Origin of the sequence: Aeoliella fuhlenseeensis (genome assembly GCF_052161615.1) — a bacterium.
Lineage (GTDB): Bacteria > Planctomycetota > Planctomycetia > Pirellulales > Lacipirellulaceae > Aeoliella.
This window is the reverse complement of record NZ_CP197417.1, coordinates 110,212-132,408: the sequence shown is the minus strand read 5'-3', so window position 1 is coordinate 132,408 and position 22,197 is coordinate 110,212. Positions and strand designations below refer to the sequence as shown.

The 22,197-nt window shown below is 61.4% G+C and carries 19 protein-coding genes; 12 read left to right on the top strand and 7 right to left on the bottom strand.

Annotated features, from left to right (window positions below; genetic code table 11):
* The first annotated feature begins 230 nt into the window (after positions 1–230).
* Complete coding sequence (locus tag SH292x_RS00550) at positions 231–1,502, top strand: cysteine desulfurase (RefSeq protein ID WP_442483618.1); 1,272 nt, start codon at positions 231–233, stop codon at positions 1,500–1,502.
* Between the two features lie 696 nt (positions 1,503–2,198).
* Here SH292x_RS00550 and SH292x_RS00545 read toward each other — a convergent pair.
* On the bottom strand, positions 2,199–3,353 hold the full coding sequence (locus tag SH292x_RS00545) for a M24 family metallopeptidase (RefSeq protein WP_442483617.1): 1,155 nt from the start codon (positions 3,351–3,353) through the stop codon (positions 2,199–2,201).
* Between the two features lie 463 nt (positions 3,354–3,816).
* Positions 3,817–5,793: an acyl-CoA dehydrogenase family protein gene (locus tag SH292x_RS00540; RefSeq protein WP_442483616.1), complete on the bottom strand. Its 1,977-nt coding sequence runs from the start codon at positions 5,791–5,793 to the stop codon at positions 3,817–3,819.
* A gap of 331 nt (positions 5,794–6,124) precedes the next feature.
* Here SH292x_RS00540 and SH292x_RS00535 point away from each other — a divergent pair, with 331 nt between their 5' ends.
* The 3 genes from SH292x_RS00535 (at position 6,125) to SH292x_RS00525 (ending at position 8,479) form a co-directional block, all read left to right on the top strand.
* The gene (locus SH292x_RS00535) at positions 6,125–7,237 is read left to right on the top strand and encodes an aminopeptidase (protein ID WP_442483615.1); all 1,113 of its coding nucleotides are present in this window, start codon (positions 6,125–6,127) and stop codon (positions 7,235–7,237) included.
* A 297-nt stretch (positions 7,238–7,534) separates the two neighbouring features.
* Complete coding sequence (locus SH292x_RS00530) at positions 7,535–7,858, top strand: rhodanese-like domain-containing protein (protein WP_442483614.1); 324 nt, start codon at positions 7,535–7,537, stop codon at positions 7,856–7,858.
* A 48-nt stretch (positions 7,859–7,906) separates the two neighbouring features.
* Positions 7,907–8,479: a superoxide dismutase family protein gene (locus SH292x_RS00525; RefSeq protein ID WP_442483613.1), complete on the top strand. Its 573-nt coding sequence runs from the start codon at positions 7,907–7,909 to the stop codon at positions 8,477–8,479.
* A gap of 138 nt (positions 8,480–8,617) precedes the next feature.
* On the opposite strand, the gene SH292x_RS00520 is transcribed toward SH292x_RS00525, so the two are convergent.
* Positions 8,618–9,250: an ATP-dependent Clp protease proteolytic subunit gene (locus SH292x_RS00520; RefSeq protein ID WP_442483612.1), complete on the bottom strand. Its 633-nt coding sequence runs from the start codon at positions 9,248–9,250 to the stop codon at positions 8,618–8,620.
* Between the two features lie 363 nt (positions 9,251–9,613).
* Here SH292x_RS00520 and SH292x_RS00515 point away from each other — a divergent pair, with 363 nt between their 5' ends.
* From SH292x_RS00515 to dgt, 3 genes are all read left to right on the top strand, one after another.
* A complete protein-coding gene (locus tag SH292x_RS00515) occupies positions 9,614–10,507 on the top strand; it encodes a DUF4339 domain-containing protein (RefSeq protein WP_442483611.1) in 894 nt (297 codons plus the stop codon).
* A 43-nt stretch (positions 10,508–10,550) separates the two neighbouring features.
* Positions 10,551–11,315, top strand: coding sequence for a hypothetical protein (locus tag SH292x_RS00510; protein ID WP_442483610.1), 765 nt, complete (start codon positions 10,551–10,553; stop codon positions 11,313–11,315).
* Between the two features lie 78 nt (positions 11,316–11,393).
* Positions 11,394–12,506 carry a dGTP triphosphohydrolase gene (gene dgt / locus SH292x_RS00505; protein WP_442483609.1) on the top strand — a complete coding sequence of 371 codons (1,113 nt, stop codon included), beginning with the start codon at positions 11,394–11,396 and terminating at the stop codon, positions 12,504–12,506.
* A gap of 2 nt (positions 12,507–12,508) precedes the next feature.
* On the opposite strand, the gene SH292x_RS00500 is transcribed toward dgt, so the two are convergent.
* Entirely contained in the window at positions 12,509–13,708 is a 1,200-nt protein-coding gene (locus SH292x_RS00500; protein WP_442483608.1) for a glycosyltransferase family 4 protein, read from the bottom strand.
* Positions 13,709–13,802: 94 nt separating this feature from the next.
* Between SH292x_RS00500 and SH292x_RS00495 the strand changes: the two genes are divergently transcribed.
* The 4 genes from SH292x_RS00495 to SH292x_RS00480 all read left to right on the top strand — a co-directional run bounded on the left by SH292x_RS00495 (position 13,803) and on the right by SH292x_RS00480 (position 18,827).
* Positions 13,803–14,636, top strand: a complete 834-nt coding sequence (locus SH292x_RS00495) for a sulfotransferase family protein (protein ID WP_442483607.1) — start codon at positions 13,803–13,805, stop codon at positions 14,634–14,636.
* A gap of 289 nt (positions 14,637–14,925) precedes the next feature.
* Entirely contained in the window at positions 14,926–16,311 is a 1,386-nt protein-coding gene (locus SH292x_RS00490; protein WP_442483606.1) for an O-antigen polymerase, read from the top strand.
* A 145-nt stretch (positions 16,312–16,456) separates the two neighbouring features.
* Positions 16,457–17,497, top strand: coding sequence for a glycosyltransferase family 9 protein (locus SH292x_RS00485; RefSeq protein ID WP_442483605.1), 1,041 nt, complete (start codon positions 16,457–16,459; stop codon positions 17,495–17,497).
* A 121-nt stretch (positions 17,498–17,618) separates the two neighbouring features.
* Complete coding sequence (locus tag SH292x_RS00480) at positions 17,619–18,827, top strand: hypothetical protein (protein WP_442483604.1); 1,209 nt, start codon at positions 17,619–17,621, stop codon at positions 18,825–18,827.
* 39 nt (positions 18,828–18,866) lie between these two features.
* Here SH292x_RS00480 and SH292x_RS00475 read toward each other — a convergent pair whose 3' ends face one another.
* From SH292x_RS00475 to SH292x_RS00465, 3 genes are all read right to left on the bottom strand, one after another.
* Complete coding sequence (locus tag SH292x_RS00475) at positions 18,867–20,009, bottom strand: glycosyltransferase (protein ID WP_442483603.1); 1,143 nt, start codon at positions 20,007–20,009, stop codon at positions 18,867–18,869.
* Between the two features lie 65 nt (positions 20,010–20,074).
* Positions 20,075–20,692, bottom strand: a complete 618-nt coding sequence (locus SH292x_RS00470) for a DUF4254 domain-containing protein (RefSeq protein WP_442483602.1) — start codon at positions 20,690–20,692, stop codon at positions 20,075–20,077.
* A 263-nt stretch (positions 20,693–20,955) separates the two neighbouring features.
* The gene (locus SH292x_RS00465; protein WP_442483601.1) at positions 20,956–21,246 is read right to left on the bottom strand and encodes a (2Fe-2S)-binding protein; all 291 of its coding nucleotides are present in this window, start codon (positions 21,244–21,246) and stop codon (positions 20,956–20,958) included.
* 156 nt (positions 21,247–21,402) lie between these two features.
* On the opposite strand from SH292x_RS00465, the gene SH292x_RS00460 reads away from it, so the two are divergent.
* Positions 21,403–22,151, top strand: a protein-coding gene (locus SH292x_RS00460; RefSeq protein ID WP_442483600.1) for an IS5 family transposase whose coding sequence is annotated in 2 segments (ribosomal slippage) — positions 21,403–21,730 and positions 21,730–22,151 — 750 coding nt in all. Because the reading frame shifts where the segments join, the coding sequence is not laid out codon by codon here.
* The last annotated feature ends 46 nt before the right edge of the window (positions 22,152–22,197 follow it).

Sequence of the window (22,197 nt, the reverse complement as noted above, 5' to 3'; positions counted from 1 at the left end):
GGGTGGCTGGTGACGAGTTCCACGAGCACCCAGTTGAAGGCAGGTGTGTGTACAATACCATGGAGCCACTTCTTCGTTTAACGCCCAGCCGTAGGCGCCGGCTACTGCTACATCGGAGGTAGCCGGCGCCTACGGCTGGGCGTTAAACGAGAAGACCCCGCAAATCCGCGACTATCCTGCCCCATCCGCGTTCATCCACGTCCCATTCTCCCAACCCCTCTGAGTCCTCCGTGCCCTCTGTGGTTAATTCCTCGCTACTCCCCGAATCGCTCCGCGACGACTTTCCCATTCTCCACCAAACGGTGCATGGCGAAAGGCCGCTCGTGTTTCTCGACTCGGCCGCCAGCAGCCAGCGCCCGCAGCAGGTGATCGACGCCGTCTCGCGGGTGTACGAGCACGACTACGCGAACGTCCACCGCGGTATTCATGTGCTGAGCGAGCGCTCGACCGACGCCTACGAGGCGGCACGCACCAAGGTGCAGAAATTCATCGGCGCGAAGTACGATCACGAGTGCATCTTCACCGGCGGCACCACCGCCTCGATCAACGCCGTCGCCCGAAGCTGGGGCGATGCGAACATCAAAGCCGGCGACGAGATCCTGCTCAACCCCATGGAGCACCACTCGAACCTGGTGCCGTGGTTCCAACTCGCCGAACGCACCGGCGCCGTGATCAAGCACATCCCGCTCACCGACGACGGCCGCTTGGATCTTTCGCAGCTCGACGACGTTCTCACCGAGAAAACAAAAGTCGTTGCCGTCACGCACGTCTCCAACACACTCGGCACGGTGAACCCCATCGCCGAACTCGCGCGGCGAGCGCATGCCGTGGGTGCGGTGATCCTGGTCGACGCCGCGCAGAGCGCGCCTCATCTCGCCATCGATGTCCTCGCGCTCGACGTTGATTTTCTGGCCTTCAGCGGCCACAAGATGTGCGGCCCCAGCGGCATCGGCGTGCTGTATGGCAAAGAGTCGCTGCTCAGTGCCATGCCCCCTTTCATGGGGGGTGGCAGCATGATTGGCAACGTGGCCCTCGACAGCTTCACGCCCGCGGGATTGCCCTCGAAGTTTGAAGCCGGAACGCCCCCAATCGCCCAAGCCGCTGGGCTCGGCGCAGCGATCGACTACCTGAGCGAGATCGGCCTCGACAAAGTTGCCGCCCACGAACACGCCCTCGTCGAACGCGCCTACGCCGGCCTCAGCGAAATCGAAGGCATCAAAATCCTCGGCCCCTCGCCCGAACATCGCGCCGGCCTCGTGAGCTTCGTCCTCCACCAGCCCCACGCCCACGACATCGCGCAACTGGTCGACCAACGCGGCATTGCCGTCCGCGCGGGGCACCACTGCACCCAGCCCCTGCACGACTCGCTTGGCATCACCGCCAGCACCCGCGCCAGCTTCTACCTCTACAACACCCCGGCAGAAGTCGACGCCCTCGTCGAAGCGATTCAAGAAGTCGCCACGATGTTCAAACCCACGGGCCGCAAGCGCCGCCCCCAGTAATCATCAACCTGTGGCGCGAAAACCAAACCTGTGGGAGGGCTCTCCGAGCCCGATTCCGAGCGATCGGGCTCGGAGAGCCCTCCTACAGATAAACAATAGCCGACGACCTACGCGTCGTCGGACAAATCGTCGCCAACTCTTTGCCCCGGATTACCTTCTGCTGTTCCAAGCATTCTGGATCGCAGCCACGACGCGACCCAACACGAACCCTACTACGGCGCCCAAGGGTATTCCACTGACAAGTGCGACAAGTTGCAGCACGATCCCCGTTCCCGATCGAGCGGTTCCGGGCTCAAGTTGCGAATAGGCCAAATACTCCCGAACCATTCCATACGCGAACCAAGCCATTGGAATCGCGATACCTATGGCCATGCCGCGGACTCCGCACGTCGACGCGTTCCAAAGTGCGATATCCGCACTTGGATCGCGGCAAAGTTCATCAGGCGAGTCGTAAGGATTCTCGTCACCCATCCCGCCCTCCTGCCCGACTTCCACGCCATCTGGCCCAAAGTAACACCATCACGAAATAGCCGATGAAAAAGCCGACGCTAAGCAAGAGGTACGACGCAAAATCGAATCGAAGCCACTTCGCGGTAATGACGCTCGCGATAAGCGGCGGTGCGAAGAACCCGCTAATGTATACGAAGTCTAACCAGTAGGGTCGATTCATCGCGAATTCCTCGGATACGTCCTACTTCAAACCCCGCGCCAATCCAACCCCTCATAAAGCGGACTCAATATCTCATACCCACCAGCCGTCACGTGCGCCATGTCCTCCACCCGCACACCGCCGAGCGTTGACGAATAAAGTCCCGGCTCGACCGTGAACACTTCGCCTGCCAGAATCTCGCCGCCATCCACCGACAGAAGAATTGGCTCGTGCACATCCAGCCCGATGCCGTGCCCCGTGCCGTGACGCAGGGCCGGAATCTTCGGGTCGTGCTCCATCGAGCCCGGCACGTACTCGTAGCCATGTTCTTTCAGCGTGGCGACGGTCACCTTGTGCACCGCGTCGCCCGTGGTGCCGGGGCGTAGCGCCTCGCACGCGGCCTGTTTCGCGGCGACCACCGCGCGGTGCATCGCCACAAGCTCCTCGGTCGGCGTGCCATGCACCACGGTTCGCGTGCAGTCGCCGTAGTACCGGCTCGTGTCGTCGCGCGGGAAGATGTCGACGATCACCGGCTGGCCGGTCTTCAGCGATCCCGTGCCATGATGGTGGCAATCGGCCACGTGCGGCACGCTCACGACGATCGAATCCGACACGTTCGAAAACCCGCGCTCGATGCACCACTGCGTAATCCGCCGCCGCACCCGCTCGCTGGTCAGCACCTCGCCCTCCTGCATCAGCTCACCCGCCGAGTTCACGTCCGCCGTCGCGATCCACTTGCACGCCAGCGTCATGATCTCGCCGGTCACCTTCTGAGCGTGTTCGAGCGCCTTGATCTCCGCAGCACTCTTCACCCGCCGCGTACGAACACCAAGCTCGTCGTCGAGCGCGAGCGCAATGCCGGCCTCCAGCAAGTGCGACGCGTAAAGGAAAGGGAGCGTCCGATCGGTCACCACGCTCGTCACGCCACGTTGTTTGAGCACCTCAACAATCGCCTGCGCCGTCGCCACGTCGCGATCGCCCGATAGTCCACCGGCAGGCGTAAAGTCCTGCGCGCAAGCCACCGTGTCGGCCCGCGCAATCTCCCGCGCGCGATCGAGCTCAATGTCGCGCACAATCAACAGCGACTTCCCATCGGGCGGCAACCCCTCGAGATACGCCGCCGCGTCGCCGACGAGAAACTGAATCTGGTGATAAAGCGTCTGATTCGAAGCCGGAATCCCGGCAAGCAAAGTAACAGGCATGGATACAATCGCGAGTGAGGATCGAAGAAAGTGAACCGTGCCATTGTAGCCGGATTCGCCGGAATTCGGAGGAGCGCTGAACAGGAGGAAACGGAGGGAAGAAGGAGCAACCTCCGGGTGGCTGGGGACGAGTTCCACGAGCCCCAGTGGGACGAGCTAACAACAGAGAACACAGAGTGCTCAGAGAGAAGAAAAAGAATAGGACGCGGACCATCGCGGATTGGGCAGGATTACCGCGGATAAGAAGAAATGCAGGAACATCGCCCCGTGTGAGCCGGGTCGTCCCCGACCCCGGACTATTTGCAACACTAATCCGCGCTAATCTTCGCTAATCGTTTCCTATTAGCGTGGATTAGCGTTCTATTCTTTGGCCACGGAGAGGGCGGTGATCACTCGAATGGAAAGGAGATCCTTCAGTCGCTTAGGCTCCTTCAGGATGACATACGATTTCGTCGTGCCCCCGTTAACCTTCCTTCTCCTGATCGTATGGCATCATGATGTCTTGCGGGCGGACTTCGTCGAGGCCGGGGAAGTTGCCGTCGGCGATGGTTTTGCCGAGCGCGGTGATCTGGCGGTAGAACTTGTTCGACGCGGGCTTGTGATCCAGCCGGGCGAGTTCCTTCTGGCAGTAGACGTCGGCCGCTTGCTGAACAACTTCGTTGGACTGGCGTGAAGCGTAGAGGCTTGTCGCGAGGATGGTGATCAGCGTCTGGCAATCGCTCGAAAGCTGCGTCATCCGGCACTGCCGGTCGGCCAGTGCGAGTTGGAACTTGCTCATCGTGCCCGATATTTCGAGCGCCATCTTCTGCAAGCGCGAGCAAGCTTGTTCCGCATGCTCACGGAGCGCGGCGGGCATCTTCGGCAGGTTTGGCTTCGAGCTCATCATCAGTCGTCGGCCGATCATCCACTTCGCGTACGGCCACGCGACGGGGGCGAGCGTGATGACGTGCGAGGGGTTCAGCGGGTTGGGGCGTTTGATGCCGGCCTTCGCCAGGGCTTTGCCGACCGGCTCGAAGAACGTCTTGCCGTGATGCTTGACCAGCGATTTGAAGAATGCCATCGACAGCATCTCGCCTTCACCCTCGTAGATGCACGGGGCGAGGAACTCGTGGACGTTGTCGCCGAACAGGTGGCCATGCAGGAACGAGCGACCGCCGTGCGTTTTCATGAACAACTCAATGGCCGCGTGCTTCTGGGCTTCGCTGCCATAGATCTTGGCGACCACGCATTCCATCTCGCCGCGGTAGCCTTTGTCGATCAGCTCGGCACACCACGCCACCAGCGCATCGCAAGCGACGATCGAGCCGGCGAGTTCGCCCATGCGGCGCTGCACGAGTTCGCGGTGGGCGATCGCCTCGTTGTAGGTCACGCGGTAATGCGACCACGGAATCATGTTGGCGAGCATGCCCCGCATCGTGCCGGCGGCGTTCGCGCAAAGCGAGATGCGTCCCAGGTTGAGCCCGTGGTAGGCGATGGTGAGCCCGTCCCCCTTCACCGGCTTGAGCAAGTTCGTGGCGGGGACCGGGAAGTTATTGAACACCATGCCACGGTTGTAGGTGTGCTTGAGCGCCCAGAGTCCGTACTTCTTCAGGTAGAACTGATCGCTCTCTTCGCTCGGCAGGTCGACGATCAATACGCTTGGTTTGCCATCGATTAAACACACCAGGCCCACCGTGCGGCCGAGCGTGACGTTCGTGATGAACAGCTTCTCGCCCGTCACCAAGTAATGGTCGCCATTGAGCACCGCGGTGGTGCGAAGCGCGGTGAGGTCGCTGCCGGCTGCCGGCTCGGTGAGTGCGAACGCGCTAAGCCGCTCGCCACTGGCGAGCTTGGGGAGGAATCGCTGCTTCTGTTCGTCGTTGCCAAACGCGCTCACGGGATCGACCGCACCGATGCAACCATGCACTGACGCGAGGCCGGCGATCGTGGGGTCGACCATCGCCATGCGGGTAATGAACGAAGCGAACGCGGCGAATGGCGCGCCGCTGCCGCCGTATTCTTTGTCGACGAGCAGCCCCCAGTAACCGACGGCGGCCAGGTCGCGCATCACCTGCTCGTCGATCTTTCCTTCGTCGTTGTACACGGTGCCGGCTTGCTGATGCCGCTGGACGACGGCGATAGAGTCGTCCATCACCTTGCGAATCTCGGGAGCGATCACCACCGGCTGGCTGGTGAACTCCTCGACCGGCACGCCACGATCCCACACCGCGCGATGGGCGGGGCTGTTCACCGTTTGGTACTGCGACGCGAACAGGGCCTCGACCTGATCGTCGGCCATGTCGATCGCGCCGGTACGGCGAGCCTCGCCAGCGCTCTTGCCACCGAGTTCGAGCGCGACCTCGGCGAATGACTTTTCCTGCGGCGCGGCGTTCTCTTCGCGAACCGCCTTGCTAGTGGCCTCGGGGTCGATGATCGAGGGGTCGCCTGTCAGTTTGGTCATGGTGCGCTCGATGTCGGTGGTGGCACTTCACCCAGCGGGTGCGGCCAGCTCGGGAAAATGGTGTAACTAGTTGGCTCATAGAATCTTAGGCTGCGCCGTACATCGTGACAAACTGGGGGAACTGGTCAATACCAGTGTCGCAGCGGCATTTGGTCGCACGCTCGTTCGCATAGGAAGCAATAGCCGACGAGCTACGCCTCGTCGGAAAAAAACTAGGGGCGGGCTTCCCGCTCGGCGGACTATGGACAGAAGGGACAGCCAGCGTGCATTATTTGGAAACACCGCTCACGCTCCTATTCTGGGCTCACGCTCCTATTCTGGAACCGACACCATGCACGACCCCCGCATCGATCAACTGGCCAACGTTCTCTTGGACCATAGCTGCAAGCTCCAAAAGGGAGAAAAGGTGCTGATCGAGGCGATCGACCTGCCCGAGCCCAACCTGGTGTGCAGCCTGATCGAAGGGGCGGCGAAGCGGGGTGCCCTGCCGGTGGTGACCTGGAAGAATCTGAACGTGCAGCGGTCCCTGTACATGACCGCTACGGAAGAGAGCATGAAGCTGGCCGCCAAGTTCGAGCAAGCGCGGATGGAGGACATGGACGCCTACATCGGCATTCGCGGCTCGGCCAACAGCAGCCAGCACGCCGACGTGCCGCAGAAGCAGATGGACCTGTACCAGGAACATTGGTGGCACCCGGTGCACAGCGGCGTCCGCGTGCCGAAGACCAAGTGGGTGGTGCTGCGTTACCCGACCGACTCGTTCGCCCAGTCGGCGAAGATGAGCACGCCGGCGTTCGAGGATTTCTTCTTCAAAGTTTGCACGGCCGACTACGCCGCGATGGCCGAGGCGCAGAAGCCACTGGTGAAGCGAATGGAAGCCGCCGACCAGGTGCGCATCGTCGGCCCTGGCACCGAGCTGGAGTTCTCCATCAAGGGTATTCCTGTGATCCCCTGCAACGGCGATCGCAACATCCCCGACGGCGAGGTGTTCACCGCGCCGGTCCGCGACAGCATCAACGGCAAGATCTCATTCAACACCGAGTCGCGGTATCAGGGCACCGTGTTCAGCGACATTTGCTTCGAGTTCAAGGATGGCAAGATCGTCAAGGCAACAGCCAACGAGACCGAGAAGCTCAACGCCATTCTCGATTCGGACGAAGGAGCTCGGTACTGCGGCGAGTGGTCGCTCGGCACCAACAACCACGTCAAGCACCCGATGCTCGACACGCTGTTCGACGAGAAGATCGGCGGCTCGTTCCACCTCACGCCGGGCAACGCCTACGACATCGCCGACAACTCGAACGAAAGCCGCATCCACTGGGACCTGGTGCTGATCCAGCGCGAAGACTACGGCGGCGGCGAAATCTACTTCGACGGCGAGCTTCTGCGCAAAGACGGCTACTTCGTGCCGGATGATTTGCAGGGGCTGAACATCGGGTTGTGATTCTGAAGGCGAGCCGGGAGCGCCAGCGACCGGAGGGGCGGAGCGAAAGGTCATTCACTCCGGTCGCTAACGCTTCCGGCTCGCCTCGTTGCAGTACGCTGGTTTCTTGGCGCGCGGCTTGGCTAGCGAGCTACCACCCTTTCTGATCGCTCGCTGCGCGATTCCAGCGAATCACGCCTGATTCGCCGCGTGGCATCGCGATTGCACGCAATCTCTCCTTCTCTAACCAGTCGCCCACGCGCGTCGGGATTGTTTGCCGATTGAGCGTGCCGCGGTTCTTGCGAAGGAGACAAGACGATGAAAACGCTTTCGGCCACCGACCTCGACGCCATGCAGCAGAAGGGCGATGACTTCCTGCTGGTGAATACCCTGGATCAAGACAAGTTCGCCGACACCAAGATCGAAGGTGCCGTGAACATTCCGCTCAGCTCGGACGACTTTGTGCAGCGCGTCGAAAAGCAAGCGGGCGGGAAAGACCAACCGGTGGTGGTGTACTGCTCCAGCAAAGAATGCCACTCGTCGACCAAGGCTGCTGAGAAGCTGGACAGCGCCGGCTTTGGCAAGGTCTACGACTTCGAGGACGGCGCGAAGGGCTGGAAAGAAACCGGCCACCGCATCTAACAGGCATCAACGCAACTTCGAATACACTCACCGCGAAGGAGACATTCTATGTTACGCAGCTTCGCTCTACTTGCTGCCCTCGGCTTGGTGCTCGGTTGTGAGAAAGCCGATGCACCGATGGATGGCACCATGGGAACAGGCTCTGACGGTACCGCTACAGCGGAACCGATTACTGCCGTTTGCAATCTTGAAGAAATCGGCGGCAGTGGTGTCACCGGCACTCTGAACTTCGTGCAGGAAGCCGATACCGTAACCCTCACTGGCGAGGTGACGGGGCTCACCCCGGGTCTACATGGTTTCCATGTGCACGAGAGTGGTGACCTATCGGACAAAGAAAAGGGGGAGTCGGCCGGCGGGCACTTCAATCCCACCGGGCACGCCCATGGCCACGCTGAAGATGCCGAGCGCCACGTCGGCGACCTGGGCAACATCGAAGCCAACGCGGAGGGTGTCGCCACGATCAACATCACCGACACCGTGATACGATTGGACGGCGAACATCCAATTGTTGGCAAAGCGATGGTGGTTCACGCCGACGAGGATAAGTTCACCCAGCCCACAGGCGATGCCGGTGGCCGCGTGGCGTTTGGTGTCGTGGAACTACAAGAGTTTCAAGAGTGAGCAAGCGGGAAGTGCAATTTGAAGGCGAGCCGGGAGCGTAAGCGACCGGAGGTGCGGAGCGAAAGGCCATTCACTCCGGGCGCTAACGCTTCCGGCTCGCCAGATCTGCTTGTCGGGAGGCGTTTGCGTTGCGTGGACTCAGTTCGCCTTCCGCGCTTCGGCGGGAAGGTGAGCCTTGAGCCGGGCTGCCGAGCCATTGCTGCAAGTGACCGGCGGCGGAACCAAGGCCGTGTCGAGGTTGTTGAACTCGACGAGCTCAGCGAGTCCGGCTTCGGCCAGTTCGCGGCCTGAGACGTACTTGCCCGGGGCGATCCACTTAGCCATTAGCTCGTGCGGCACCTTGAACAGGTCGGCGAGCAGGTCGTCCATGTCGCGTTCGAGCGAGGCAAAGTGTCGCGCCCACTCCGCGGCTTCGGCAAGTCCGACGTTCTCTTCGCTCTGCCACCGCATCGGGTGGAACAACAGCACGCTGAACGGTGTGACGATTCGGCGACGGCACGCGGCGAACGGCCATAGCGCGGCGCTCGAGCACTCGCCAGTCACCACGCCCGTTACATCAAGGCGACGCAAGCGGATGAGCGTCATCAGGCTCATCGCGCAGTACGGACTTCCGCCTGGCGAATCGAAGTAGATGGTGCAACTGCCGCCGGGTTCGACGCCGAGCAGCTTGTCGGTCAGCTCGGACTCGTGGTCGGTCAGATCGCCGACAATCGCGATTTCCAGGGGGCCTTCTTCCTGCTGATCGTCTTCTTGCTGCGGTGCACGCGCCATCGCTACGAGTTCCCTTGGTGTGGTCGGACGGTCGAAGGTGGGAGGGTTGGATGGCCGCGGCCCCAGGCTGCGGCTTGAGGAGTCGGTTGTCCCTGGATCGTTTATTTTAGAAGGCCGGGCGGTATTCCGCTATGGATTGGGTCGGTGCTGGGCGGGCTAATTTCGAACCGAAGCTGGCACATCCCCCCTAACCGTAACGACCGGGCGTGCTCGGCAAGCATCCTGCGAAGGCGATAAATTAAGCCCCCCTGATAGCTGGGCTTTTCTTCAATTCCGCCGGACGCCGCAATATACTGGTAACCGGGGGGAGAAAGCCAAACGGCTGCTTCCTGTTCGTTCCTGATTTCGAGCTTCGTCGGCACCATGGGAATTCGATTCGCTTGCCCCAACGGTCACCCGTTGCACGTCAAAGCCGAACTGGCGGGCAAGCGGGGAATATGCCCCGAGTGCCAGGCCAAGTTCCTGATCCCCCAGCCGATGGCGGTCCACGCGGCCACCCAGGCTCCGGCGCCCAAGTCCGCGCCCGCACCTGCCGCCCCCGCTACACCGGCTCCGCAGCCCAAGGTCGTTCCTCCCGCCGCCGTGGCACCGACGCCTGCTCCCGCTGCCCCCCCAGCCCCGGCGCCAGCAGCTCCCGCACCCACACCCCCGCTCGAACCGGCTGCCACGGTACCCCAGGTGGCTGCGGCCGAAGAAGTGGCCGCCTGGTACATCCGGCCGGCGAGTGGCGGGCAATTTGGGCCGGCGGACGATGTTCTGATCCAGCAATGGGCGACCGAAGGCCGAGTGGGGGCCGACAGTTACATGTGGCGGACCGGGTGGGTCGACTGGCGGCTGGCCTCGGAGCTACCCGATCATTTTCCGCAGCTTCAAGCCGCGGCGGCTGCTCCCCTGCTGCCCACGAGTGAGTACAATACCCCCTCCAGCACTGCGGTAAAGCCGGCCCAGTCGGCAGAAGATCCTTCGCTGGCCGCGGCTCGCTATCGACGTCGAAAGCAGCAAGCGGCGCGGGGACAGCAGTTGATCGCTGTGCTGCTGGTGGTGCTGACCCTAGCGCTAGCCGGTGTGCTGGTGTGGGTGATTTATCGGATGAACAACCCCGCGCCGGAAACACCTCCCACGCCGGCGACCCCTCCACCCGTTGTGGTGGCCCCGCCGACCGAAGAAGGGCCAGCCGAGGGCGAGACCGACGCGGCGACCGAAATGGAGACAGAAGGAGCGGACAACGAGGCAATGGAAGCCAACCCAACGGAATGAGTGATTCCAACGTTCCTTTGCCTTGAGTAGTTAGTTGATTACCATGAACCGACTTGTCTCGAGCTGTTGCTTGGCTGCCTTGGTGGTTGGTGGACGCTCGTCGGCCGAGCCGCAGGCCACGCCCGCGCCGCCCGAAGCCCCCGCCATTGCCTCTGCCGAACAACCTCAGGCCGTAGCGTCCGCCGAAGCCATCGCCGAAGGCGAAGAGGCCGAGGCTCCCAAGACTCAGACTCTGCTGCTGAACGAAAAGCACCTGCAGCTGACCGTCCCCGGCGCGTGGAAGGTCGTAAAGCCTCGCAACAAACTCATCGAGATGGAGCTAGAGATCCTGCCCCGCAATCGGGGTGAGGAACCAGCGGTAGATCCCGCTGCCGACGAGTCGACCCTGCCTCCGCACGGCCGGGTAACCATGATGGCGGCGGGTGGCGACGTGGATGGCAACATCCGCCGGTGGGTCGGTCAATTCCGACTCGGCCGCGATGCCAATGGTAAAGACGCCATGCGTCGAGACCATCGCCGACTGCGTGGCGCGATTGCCCACGTGCTCGACATTGGCGGGACCTACTTCGAGACACCCGACGGGCCGCTTGGCACCAGGGTCGAACGCCCCGACTACCGCATGCTCGGTGCGATCATCGAAGTCGAAGGAGCTGGCAAGTACTTCGTGAAGTTCTATGGCCCCGCCGACATCGTCGAAGAGAACCGCGAGGCGTTTGAGAAGATGCTCTCCAGCCTCGAAATCGTCGAACCCGCCGCGGAAGCTCCCGCCGCGACTCCCGCCCCCGCCGCCGAAACCAAGGAAAGTTAGCGCCAGAGCGAATCGCTTGTGGCCCTGGCAATCGTGCCGGTCACCTTGCGACCAGTCACCGGGCCAGCGCCCAACACCATGCCAAGTTTGTTACCGACGGATCGGGAATCGTTGTTGCTCGCCCCCTACGCTGCGCGGAGCGACCAATCGGCCGGCCGGCGTTACGCCGAGGCCGTGCATCCTTATCGCTCCGCGTTTCAGCGCGATCGCGATCGCATCACCCACTGCGCCGCATTCCGCCGGTTGAGTCACAAGACACAAGTCTTCACCGGCGAGTCGGGCGACTACCATCGCAGCCGCCTGACGCACACGCTCGAGGTCGCCTCGATCGCCCGCACGATGGCTCGAGCGCTGTCGCTCAACGAAGACCTCGTCGAAGCCCTCGCGCTGCTCCACGACATCGGCCATCCGCCGTTTGGCCACGCCGGCGAGGAGGTGCTCGACGAGCGGCTTCACGAACATGGCGGCTTCAATCACAACGCGCAGGCGCTGCGCATCGTCGAGCGGCTAGAGATTCGTTACCCGCGTTTTCCGGGGCTCAATCTGTCCGCCGAGGTGCTCGAAGGTCAGCATCGACGGGCGAACAAGACCGCGGCCTTCGACACTCAGCCGCTGCTCGAAGTGCAAGTGGTCGACGCGGCCGACAGCATCGCCTACGACGCCCACGACGCCGACGACGCCCTGGAGCTTGGCCTGCTGACGCTCGACGACCTCGCCGAGCTGACCCTGTGGCGCGAAGCAGCCGAGCGAGTTGGCTCGCGGTACGATGGGCTGACGAATCTCGAACTTCGTCGCGCCGTGATCCACGAACTGATCGACGCCGCGGTCAGCCGGCTGGTGGAAGCCGCTGAAGCGCGGATCGAAGAGTTCACGATTGCGAGCGTGGACGATGTCCGCAGTGGCCCGCCGCTGCTGGAGATTCCGCCTGAGCTCGCCGAGAAGAAGCGGCAACTGCAAGGCTTCCTGTTTCGGCAAGTCTACCGGCATCCCGAAGTGATCGCCCAGCGCGAAATCACCAACCACGAGCTGGGGCATCTGTTCGACTACTACTTGGCACACGCCGACGAGCTACCGACGTTTTACCATCGCATCGCCGACGAAGAGGGATTGCCACGGGCCGTCGCCGATTGGCTTTCGAGCCACACCGATCGTTCGGCGCGAGAGGCATTCGCCGCGCTCTCGAATCCTTGAAGTTAGAGCACGCCGGCGTACTGGAGCGCCTGGCGATAGCCGGCGACGGGGTCGCCGCGTCGCTGCCACTCTTCCAAGCAGCCCCGCGACGCCTGCTTCATGCGGTCGATGTTGGTGCCGTCGGTCACTTCGCCGAGGGCGTCGCGAAGCGCATCGAGGTCGCTTGGCGGAACGAGCCGGCCGTTCTTTCCATCGACGACCAACTCGACCGCCGCGCCAACCACGTCGGTGGAAACCACCGCCAAGCCCGCGGCCACCGCTTCGTTGATCACCAGGGCCCAGGGTTCGTAATCGCTTGGCAACACGAGGACGTCGCAAGCGCGGTAGATGGCGCTCACGCGGCGCTGGTCGTTGGTGAAAGGAATCCAGTGGACACGCTCGGCGACAGTCGCAGGAAGCCGCGCTAAGAGCAACTCCTTTAGCGGCCCGTCGCCCAGCATCACCAAATCCCAGTCGGGGCGGTCACCCGCGATCTGGACGAACGCGTCCACCAGCAGATCGGGGCGTTTCACATCCACCAGTCGGCCGCAGAACAACAGACGACGCCTCGCGGGCGAAAGCCCCAGCTCGCTGGCGACTTGCTCGACGTAGCTCGTTGGTAAATCGGTGATCAACGAATAGTCGGGTTCGTAGGGCGCGACAAACACTCGCGCTGGCTCAACGCCATAGCTCGTGAAGTAGTCGGTACCATAGCGCCCGCATCCGATGAACCCAGTGACTCGCTTCGCGAGCCACTGGATGTAGCGGCGCTTGATCGACTTCTTCGTCGCGGAAATCAACCTTTCGCCGCAGACATTGCTATCGCCCCAGATGAAGCAGGGCGTTTTGTTCCGATGGCACCAACGGATCACCCGCAACCGTCCGGGATCGTTGTATCCGTTGACGACCACCGCCGCGGCACGATGCTTCTCGAGCTCCTGAATTGCCTCGCCTCCTTGCCGCCACGCCGACAGCATTCGACCGATCCGCGACCGCCCAGCAGTGGTGCCGGCTTGGCTGGCGTCGGTTAGGTTGACGAGGCCAATTCCGGTGTCTTCGTCGAGCCGCCAATCGCGCGATTTGTCCTCGTGGGTGTTGATCGTCACCAACGTTAGTTCGGGAATCTCGGACACCAAACGATGGTGCAGGTGCCGACGATACGGGGGCACCGTCTGACAAATGATCGCTAAGCTTCGCTCGGGGGCCGAAGGCTGGGGTGGCATAAAGGGATTCCCTGTGGTGAGTCATGAAGTATACTCGAAAATCGCCCCGATGTGCGGCTGGCGACCTCCGCGGACAGCCCTCGGTTTCCACACCATGCGACTACCACAGCTACTCATCATCGGAGCCATGAAGTCGGGAACAACGGGCTTGTTCTTCGATCTCTGCCTGCACCCCGAGGTCTTCGAGCCGGATGTCAAAGAGCCACACGCGCTCTGTAGCGACGAGGTCTTCACTGACCAAGGACGAGCCGCCTACACAGGCATCTACTCGGCGGCGGCACCAAGCCAATTGCTGTGCGATGCCTCGACGGGCTATAGCAAGTTGCCCGATCACACCGGCGTGGTCGAGCGTGCGGTGAAGTTGTTGCCAGACGACTTTCGCGCCGTCTACATCCTTCGCGAGCCGATCGATCGGATCATCAGCCAGCACCATCACGAAATGGTGGAGCACACCGTCACCGTCGGCATCGACGAGGCGGTCCGCAACTTTCCGCGCTACGTCCAGTTCAGTCGATACGCTTCGCAGCTCGATCCCTGGGCCGAGGCCATCGGTCGAGATCGCATTCGCGTGCTGCGGTTTGAGGACTACACGGCGAACCGGCGCGGGGTCACCGCCGAGCTGTGCACTTGGCTGGGACTCGATGCGAGCTTGCTCCCCCCCGCCGACTCGACCATTCACAATCAGGCGTCGGGCAAACCGGTGCTTACGGGATTTTGGGGCCGCGTGGCCAACCACCCGCTCTATCGCAATTACGTTCGCCCGCTGGCGTCGCCTCGGGTTCGCAACGCCCTGCAACGCGCCATACTTCCCAAAGTCCCAGGTCGCCCCGATCCCCCCACCGCCGAAACCGTGGCGTGGCTTCGCGAGCAACTCAAGGACGACACGGCCCGACTGCAAGCAGAATGGAGCGTGCCGGCCTGGGAGTGAGGGGAGCGAGCCCTCGGAACACCGAGGCTGCTACAATCCGGGCAATCACTCCAAGCCGAACGGCACCCAGTGGGCTGAAGAACGCCTACGCCGTCTGTGCGTCATTCCCTTCTGGAATGGACCTAGTTCTACGCAAACCTGCGGCCAATCGGTGGTCGGAGCGCAAATTCGCAGATAAGATTAGATGATTGTGAACCGAACAGCGGGAACGCGTAGCGTATAAGCCAACACGATCGAGTTAGGCTGCGCTTTACCCCGCCCTCCGATAACGCTGACGAACACCGATTGCATGCTACCTCAAGATGATACATTGCGGTTCCTGAGCTGGGTGTTCGTGTTGGTCATGGCACTATGGATCATGATCCCTTACCTGCGCGGTAAGCGAGACCTGATTAGCTTTCTCAACATCTTCCTCATTGGTTCGCTGCTCTTCATCGGCCTTTCAGGCGTAGCCTGGAGCCAATTGGAGCATCGCGTAAGCTATTCGGCGGAGGATTACAATCTCTACTACGTCGGTGTCATCACGTTCTATCTCGCGCTGTTCGTGGCCTACTCCTTCATCAAGTGGCCGCGGCGAGTTGCGGGACGCTTTTTTCGCACATGGCCGGCCCCTTCGTTCGTAACTTATTTCAGTCTCGCAGTCTTCTGCATGGTGTTTAGCGCCGTCGCACTCGCGCGCATTCCGATTCCGTTCGTGTCGCAGATTATCTTCGTCCTTGCCGGCAACTTGGGCCCGTTTGCTATTACTTTTGCCTTGATGGCTCTGCGGCGTGATAGTTTTAACCCCCTCATCCTAATCCTGCTGTCCGTTACCATTGCGGCCGAACTTGTTCTGTCGCTGTCATTCGGCAGCGGTCGACGAATGGTGTTCTCGCTGCTGGCAGCGTTTCCGGTTTGCTTTTATTGGCAATGGCTTCGATACAAGAAGCCCTACGTCGTACTGCCAGTTTGCTTGGCCATCGGGGTGCTGCTCATTGGATTCAACAACGGCCTCCAGGTAGTCCGTCATCGCACCTCGAATGCTCAAGGCTTAAGCCGCGCTGTGGAAACATTGCGCCTGATCGCTTCGGAGTCGTTCAGCATCTCCAGCACGAACCTTGGCGAAACGGCTCAGGACTCAGCGGAGGTGACACTCTTTACCATTCACCACTATGCGAGCAAGGACGCGAACTACGAGGGTCAAACCCTCTTCGCTCCCTATTACATGCTTGTCAATCCTATCCCGCGCGTCTGGTGGGAGGACAAACCCGTGTCCCTCGGCTACACGCTTCCCAACGTCGTCGGCAAATCCGAAGGCCTGCGAGGCTATGGAACGATGACTTGGGGGGTGTCGCCCATCGCGCAGGGCTACCACGATGGAGGACTTTGGGCCATCGCTCTGTATGGATTCGTGCTCGGTTTACTCTTCCGTTGGCTCGATGAATGGCTCGCACGCCAACCCGACAACCCCTTCCTGCTCGGCTACTTGGTGGCCGTGAGTTCCCACATCGCAGGCCTCGCCCGTGGTAGCATGGATACGATGGCGATCCAGCTAATGGGAGTGGCACTCACGGCAGTAATGCTGACTCTAATCGGCCGGATGTTCTTTGGGTCAGGCTATGTGTATCCCCGGACGGATCATATCCTCGACTATCCACGGAACGATGCCCTTGCCCGCCGGCCGGGTGTTCGGTGACATCGTCGCCGGACGAAGCAACGTGTTGGCACGCTAGCACCAGCATTTGCTCTTAAAGCAATTGTCCAATTCCACTACACTACCGGCTGCGCCGTGGCGTAGGTGCATCGAATTTGAATTGTAGACCGTTGATGGACCAGCCGTCATGCATAGCTCCCCCCGCATTCTTATCGTCCGCCTTACCGCGATGGGCGATGTCATCCACGGCCTCCCGGTAGCCACGGCACTCCGAGAACACTTTCCCGAAGCCATGATCGCTTGGGCGGTCGAAGGGCGGGCCGCGGACCTCATCGAAGGCCACCCCGATCTGGATGCCGTGATCAAGTTGCCCCGGCGCTGGTATCAATCGGTCCCTGCCACGCGAAATCTTCGTCGACAACTACGAGCTCTGAAGTTCGACATCGCGGTCGACCTTCAATGCCTCACGAAGAGTGCCTTCGTCGCTTGGCTGAGTGGCGCGCGGCGCCGCCTAGGCGTGAATGGCCCCAATGGCCGCGAACTGAGCAAGTGGCTGAACAATGAGTTGACTGACGTCCGTGCTCCCCACGTGGTCGAGCACTACCTGCGGATTCTCGAACCGCTGGGCATCACAAGTCCCGCCGTCTCGTTCAAAATCCCCGAACGCTCGGACGACGCCGCCTACGCCCGACAATCGCTCATTCGATTAGGACTCAACGCGCAGCCCTTCGCCATCCTCAATCCAGGTGCCGGCTGGCCTTCCAAGTTGTGGCCCGCGGAACGCTATGGCCACGTCGCTCGGCATCTGCACCACCAGCATGGACTGACAAGCCTTGCGGTGTGGTGTGGCAACGAAGAGCGTGACCTGGCTCAGCGCATTGTTAATGCCAGCGAGGGAACGGCAACGCTCGCACCCGCGACCACCATGCCCCAGCTCGCGGCCATCGCCCGGCGGGCGCAGCTCTTCTTGGGTTCGGACACGGGTCCGATGCATCTGGCCGTGGCCGTGGGAACGCCCACCATCAGCCTGCACGGCACGAGCCGCGCCGAGTGGTGTGGCGCGTACGGCGATTCGAATCTACGAGTTCAGGCCTACTACCAAGAAGGGTCGGCTCGCGAGCGGCGGGGAGCGGACAATGTCGCGATGCGGGCCATCGAAGTGTCCACCGTAATCGAGGCGTGCGATACGCTACTCGGGCGGTGCGGAAAAATGGCCCAAGCGTCCTGATCGCGTACAATGCATCTCACCCGCCGTGGCCTTCGGCTTTTTGTTGAGATACTCGATCACCGCCATTAGGTTGTGTCGCACTCAAGCTCACGGCGTCCTCACGAACCCGTCTGGATGAGCTGTGTTGACTTACCTCCTGCGACCATGGTTGAAGATATCGTTCCTCTGGATCGCTACGATCCTATCAAGCAGTTCACCGGGACAGAGCATTCTGGACCTACCGGCTGTGCCCTCGGACAAGCTGATCGATATCACGACCAGCACACCAGAGGGGCGGCTACGGCCCGGGGCAGACGTAACCGCGGCCCTGCAATGGGCGATCGACAACGTTCATTTGAGCAAGCAGCCCTTACTTCTACCGGCCGGGGAATGGCGGATTAGTAAAACGATTCGCACGAACTTCAAGTCGGGGCTTACTCTGGTGGGTTCAGGGGTGGGTCTTCCGATCGACGACGACAAACCGGGCGCCGCTCGTTTTGTGGGCGCGAGGACACTCATCCGCTGGGCCGGAAAACCGGGCGGAACCATGTTCGAAGTTACGGGTAGCGATGTCACCATCGGCGACTTTGTTTTGCAGGGCGATCGCAGCGGCAAGAGCAAGGGCATCGTGATTCTCAAATCGGAGAATGGCATCGGCGTCGGGAACATTCTCTTCAGATCGCTTTCCGCATTTGACCTCGAGACCGCGGTACAGTGCGGCACGACGCGCGAAATGCACAACTGCGACAATCTACGGTTCGAGTGGTTCCGGGTGGAGCGCTGTAAAAGGGGCTACCACGGCGTCAACACGATGGGAATGAACATCCATTTCGACCAACTGAATGCCGGAGCCATGCCTGCGGTGATCGAGATGGACGGCGGCGGCAAACTAACCGTCGCCAAGAGCGTGATCGTCGGACCCTGCACGCTGCTGAAGGTGAACGGCGGGGGCGGTGTCGGTAAGAACAACGGCTACTTTCGACTTTCCAATACCGAACTCGACGCCCAAGCCGGAAGTGGCTTTACGCTGATCGACTGCGCGGAACCCGAACCCATCGAGTTCTATTGCGACGGCGGCATTCAGGCCCAAATGGATACCTATCAAGGTACCTTCGCTCGGCTGAGCGGGGGCAACCACTTAACCCTCTGCGGCTGGGACTCGAGCTTCCGCAACATCACAGGCACTCGCGATGTCACCTATGGTCGCCCCACCGTGATGATTCGCGACTCGCGGATCTGGGGCAAAGTCGATTCGATCTGGCAGGGTGCCATCAACGCGCGGTGGCGAGACTGCGTGTCGGTGCCTTGGAAAAGCGACTCCGTTTGGCTGGATGGATCCGCCACGAAGTGAGAGACCATCTTACAGCGAATCGCCCGACTGCTCGCCCACTCAAGCCGCCACGCGTTCGTACACTTCCGAAATGTCGGAAACGTACTTGGGCCAGTTAAATCGGCTCCGGCAGATTTCGTTGCCACGCCGGCCCATCGATTCGGCGCGAGTGCGATCGCCTAAGAGTTCCAAGATCGCGGCGGCCAGCTCCGGCGGCGACTGCGTCGGTACCAACAAACCGCTCTCGCCGTGCACCACGATCTCCGGCGCGCCGCCAGCTTGGCAAGCAATCACCGGGCGGTCGCACAGCCCCGCCTCGACGTACACAAGCCCAAACGGCTCGCGGTGCGACGGAAGCGCCATCACGTCCACGGCCCGCATCATGTCCGCCACATCGCGGCGGAAGCCCATCAATCGAAAACGATCGGCAATGCCGCGGTTCTTCGCTTCTTCGGTAAGCTCTTCGCGAAGCGGGCCATCGCCGAAGCACCAGAACTGCGCCTTCGGCATCTCGCGCAGCACCTGGTCTGCCGCGACGATCAGCTCGCGATAACCCTTCTTCAGCGACAGATGCGCGAAGGTTCCGACCACTGGCGTGTTCTCGTCGACGCCGAACTCTCGCCGCACGTCCGCACGACTCCGCGTGGGAGCAACGTCGGCCGGTTCCACGGGCAGGTGGAGCGCCGTGATGCGTTCGGGGGCGAAGCCTTTTTCGACCAGATCGACCTTCACCGCTTCGGAGCACGTCACCAAATGCGTTTGAGCACGGTGCCAACGTGCCGAAGTAAACCCTTGCACGTGCCCCACCGTGGGGATACCGCCACAGCGTTCGAGCCAACCACACCACCAACTGGCGGTCGACAGGTGCGAGGCGATCACTTGTGCCCCCGCACGGCGAGCCGCGGTCGCGAGCCGCGCCACGGCCATCAGGTTGACCTTGCCACCAATGCCCGACACTTGGAACTCGACGCCAGCGGCGCGGAGCTCATCAATGGCAGGGCTATCGCGGTTCACCAGGCAGCGATGCGCCACCGGCGAGCCGTGAGCATGCTTCATCAATCGCGCGAGGAACGTCTCGGCTCCCGCCATGCGAGATGGCGTGATGGCGTGCATCACCGTGAGGGGCAATGTCCGCGGCCCTGCGCTCGCGCTTCTGCTGCGCTTCGAAGCCGGTGTCGAACTGATGGAGAGGGTGGTGCTCATAAACGTCCTTGAACTGCCCAGTGAGCCGGGCCGCGCTCGGCCCCAGACAATCAACCAGGATACGCCTAACCCGCCTTGCGAACGCCACGATACAGATACGGATTCATCGTGGGATCGTTATACATTTTCATCTGCCGGTAGACCTTAAGCTGCTTGACCCCTGCCTTGAGGTCGTTCAGCAACTCCACCAGCGACTGCGAAAGATCTTTGTGCTGCAAATGGCAACGAGCGATCCGCTCAGCCACCTTCTCGCGATGCGACTCGTCGGCGTCGGTCCGCTCGAGTTGCTCGTCGAGATGATAAATACGGAGCGACATGATCGACAGTCGGTCGATCGCGCTACCGGGTGTCTCGGTGTTAAGCCGCGCACCGGGCACGGGCTGAATGCCGGCTTCGGTGAGCTGGGCGAGCAGCGCCTCGTCGACGCGCTCGATGTAGTCGTTGCGGTTTTGGTTGTACCCATCAATCGCCCGCTTCACTTGGGCAATGCGAGCGTCCCCCACCTCGGGGCTGCGAGCGATGTCCTCTTCGTGCCACAGTAAGAAGTTGAACTGATGCTGCTGGCAAACCGTGTGCAAAAAGCCTTCGTAGGTGTTGTCCGGCGCGACGTGATGCCAACGGGCAACCGTCTGGTGCTGTAGCTGAGTAACCTTGTGGACAAGCGCCTGCGAATCAAACGGCATGACGAGCTTCCTTGCTGGGTCGATGCAAAAGCAAAGGGACGAAATCTTTGGGATCGGCAAAACTGGGGAAGTTTATCCACCCCTTCGGACACCAGCAAGGGGAAAACAACCCGGTGCTAGCAGTGCCATCCGAAATCGCGCGAACGCAGCAAGCTCAAGTGAGCCGGGTCGTCCCCGACCTCGGAAAGTTCGCCAATGGCTTAGCGCAAACCTCTTCAAGCGGTCCGGGGTAGAGGACGACCCGGCTCACCAGATAATTTGCCTCACGCGATCGGCGTCGCTCCCGCTGGCGGAGTACCGCCCCCTGAGCGGACGTACTCAGCCCGCTCGCGAGCGTACTCTTCGGCCGTGGGCAGATCGTCGCCAGCATCGCTAGCAGCCCGCGAAGCCTCGAACAACTTCACCAGCGCCCGCCGACACCACCCACACCCGGTCCCCGCCCCGTGGCACTCCGCCAACTGCGACGCCGACCGCGGCTTCTCAATGCGCAGGTAGTTCACCACCTTGCGCTTGGTGACGTGGAAGCAGAGACAGAGTTCGTCGTCGAGTTGCATGGGAAGCTACCGAGAATCAAAATACATACTCATCGTATGCTAACATACGCTCGAATTGCACGCATAGCGAACTAGGCCGTGTTGACATACCTATGTTGCATCTAGGTGGATCGGGTAAAGTAGGCGAGTAACCGTTACCTCATGGAGGAGGATTAGATGCGACGTTTTGAATTGACGGACGAGCAGTGGGAGCGTGTGGAGAAGCTGTTGCCGGGTCGGGTGGGGTGTCCGGGGCGTAGTGCGGAGGACAACCGGTTGTTCCTAGATGCTGTGCTGTGGATCGTTCGTACTGGCGCTCCGTGGCGTGATCTTCCAGAGCGTTTTGGGCCGTGGAACAGCGTCTTTCAACGGTTCAACCGCTGGGCGAAGAAGGGGGTCTGGCAGCAGGTGTTCGCCGCTCTTCAAGAGGCGGATTGGGAGTGGGTGATGCTGGACGCCACCATCATTCGGGCCCACGTTCACGCGGCGGGGGCTCGAAAAAAAGGGGAGATCAGCAACTTGGGCGATCGCGTGGTGGATTCGGAACGAAGGTCCATGCGGTCTGCGATGGACTCGGCAATCCCGTAAAGCTCCTCCTGACACCCGGGCAGACTCACGATGTTACTCAAGCTGTGCCGCTCTTGGAGGGACTCACGGCGGAACACGTGATCGCCGACAAGGGTTATGACAGCGAGCAAGTACGAGAGACCATTGAGCGCCAAGGCGCGACGGCCATCATCCCTTCGCGAAGTAATCGCAAAGTGCAGCGGGCTTACGACCAGCATCTGTATCGAGAACGCAACCAAGTCGAACGACTGTTTGCCAAGCTGAAGCAATGCCGACGCATTGCCACTCGATACGACAAAACAGCACGAAACTACCTCGCGTTGCTGCATCTGGCAGCCACAATGATCCTCTTGGCCTGAATGTCAACACGGCCTAGTTACTTTCGCCTAATGTGTTACGTGAGGA

What these genes read in the sequence shown, in the direction of transcription:
- SH292x_RS00545 (WP_442483617.1), bottom strand. Translation starts at nt 3,353, where the DNA reads ATGCCTGTTACTTTGCTTGCCGGGATTCCGGCTTCGAATCAGACGCTT.
- SH292x_RS00540 (WP_442483616.1), bottom strand. Translation starts at nt 5,793, where the DNA reads ATGACCAAACTGACAGGCGACCCCTCGATCATCGACCCCGAGGCCACT.
- SH292x_RS00535 (WP_442483615.1), top strand. Translation starts at nt 6,125, where the DNA reads ATGCACGACCCCCGCATCGATCAACTGGCCAACGTTCTCTTGGACCAT.
- SH292x_RS00530 (WP_442483614.1), top strand. Translation starts at nt 7,535, where the DNA reads ATGAAAACGCTTTCGGCCACCGACCTCGACGCCATGCAGCAGAAGGGC.
- SH292x_RS00525 (WP_442483613.1), top strand. Translation starts at nt 7,907, where the DNA reads ATGTTACGCAGCTTCGCTCTACTTGCTGCCCTCGGCTTGGTGCTCGGT.
- SH292x_RS00520 (WP_442483612.1), bottom strand. Translation starts at nt 9,250, where the DNA reads ATGGCGCGTGCACCGCAGCAAGAAGACGATCAGCAGGAAGAAGGCCCC.
- SH292x_RS00515 (WP_442483611.1), top strand. Translation starts at nt 9,614, where the DNA reads ATGGGAATTCGATTCGCTTGCCCCAACGGTCACCCGTTGCACGTCAAA.
- SH292x_RS00510 (WP_442483610.1), top strand. Translation starts at nt 10,551, where the DNA reads ATGAACCGACTTGTCTCGAGCTGTTGCTTGGCTGCCTTGGTGGTTGGT.
- dgt (WP_442483609.1), top strand. Translation starts at nt 11,394, where the DNA reads ATGCCAAGTTTGTTACCGACGGATCGGGAATCGTTGTTGCTCGCCCCC.
- SH292x_RS00500 (WP_442483608.1), bottom strand. Translation starts at nt 13,708, where the DNA reads ATGCCACCCCAGCCTTCGGCCCCCGAGCGAAGCTTAGCGATCATTTGT.
- SH292x_RS00495 (WP_442483607.1), top strand. Translation starts at nt 13,803, where the DNA reads ATGCGACTACCACAGCTACTCATCATCGGAGCCATGAAGTCGGGAACA.
- SH292x_RS00490 (WP_442483606.1), top strand. Translation starts at nt 14,926, where the DNA reads ATGCTACCTCAAGATGATACATTGCGGTTCCTGAGCTGGGTGTTCGTG.
- SH292x_RS00485 (WP_442483605.1), top strand. Translation starts at nt 16,457, where the DNA reads ATGCATAGCTCCCCCCGCATTCTTATCGTCCGCCTTACCGCGATGGGC.
- SH292x_RS00475 (WP_442483603.1), bottom strand. Translation starts at nt 20,009, where the DNA reads ATGAGCACCACCCTCTCCATCAGTTCGACACCGGCTTCGAAGCGCAGC.
- SH292x_RS00470 (WP_442483602.1), bottom strand. Translation starts at nt 20,692, where the DNA reads ATGCCGTTTGATTCGCAGGCGCTTGTCCACAAGGTTACTCAGCTACAG.
- SH292x_RS00465 (WP_442483601.1), bottom strand. Translation starts at nt 21,246, where the DNA reads ATGCAACTCGACGACGAACTCTGTCTCTGCTTCCACGTCACCAAGCGC.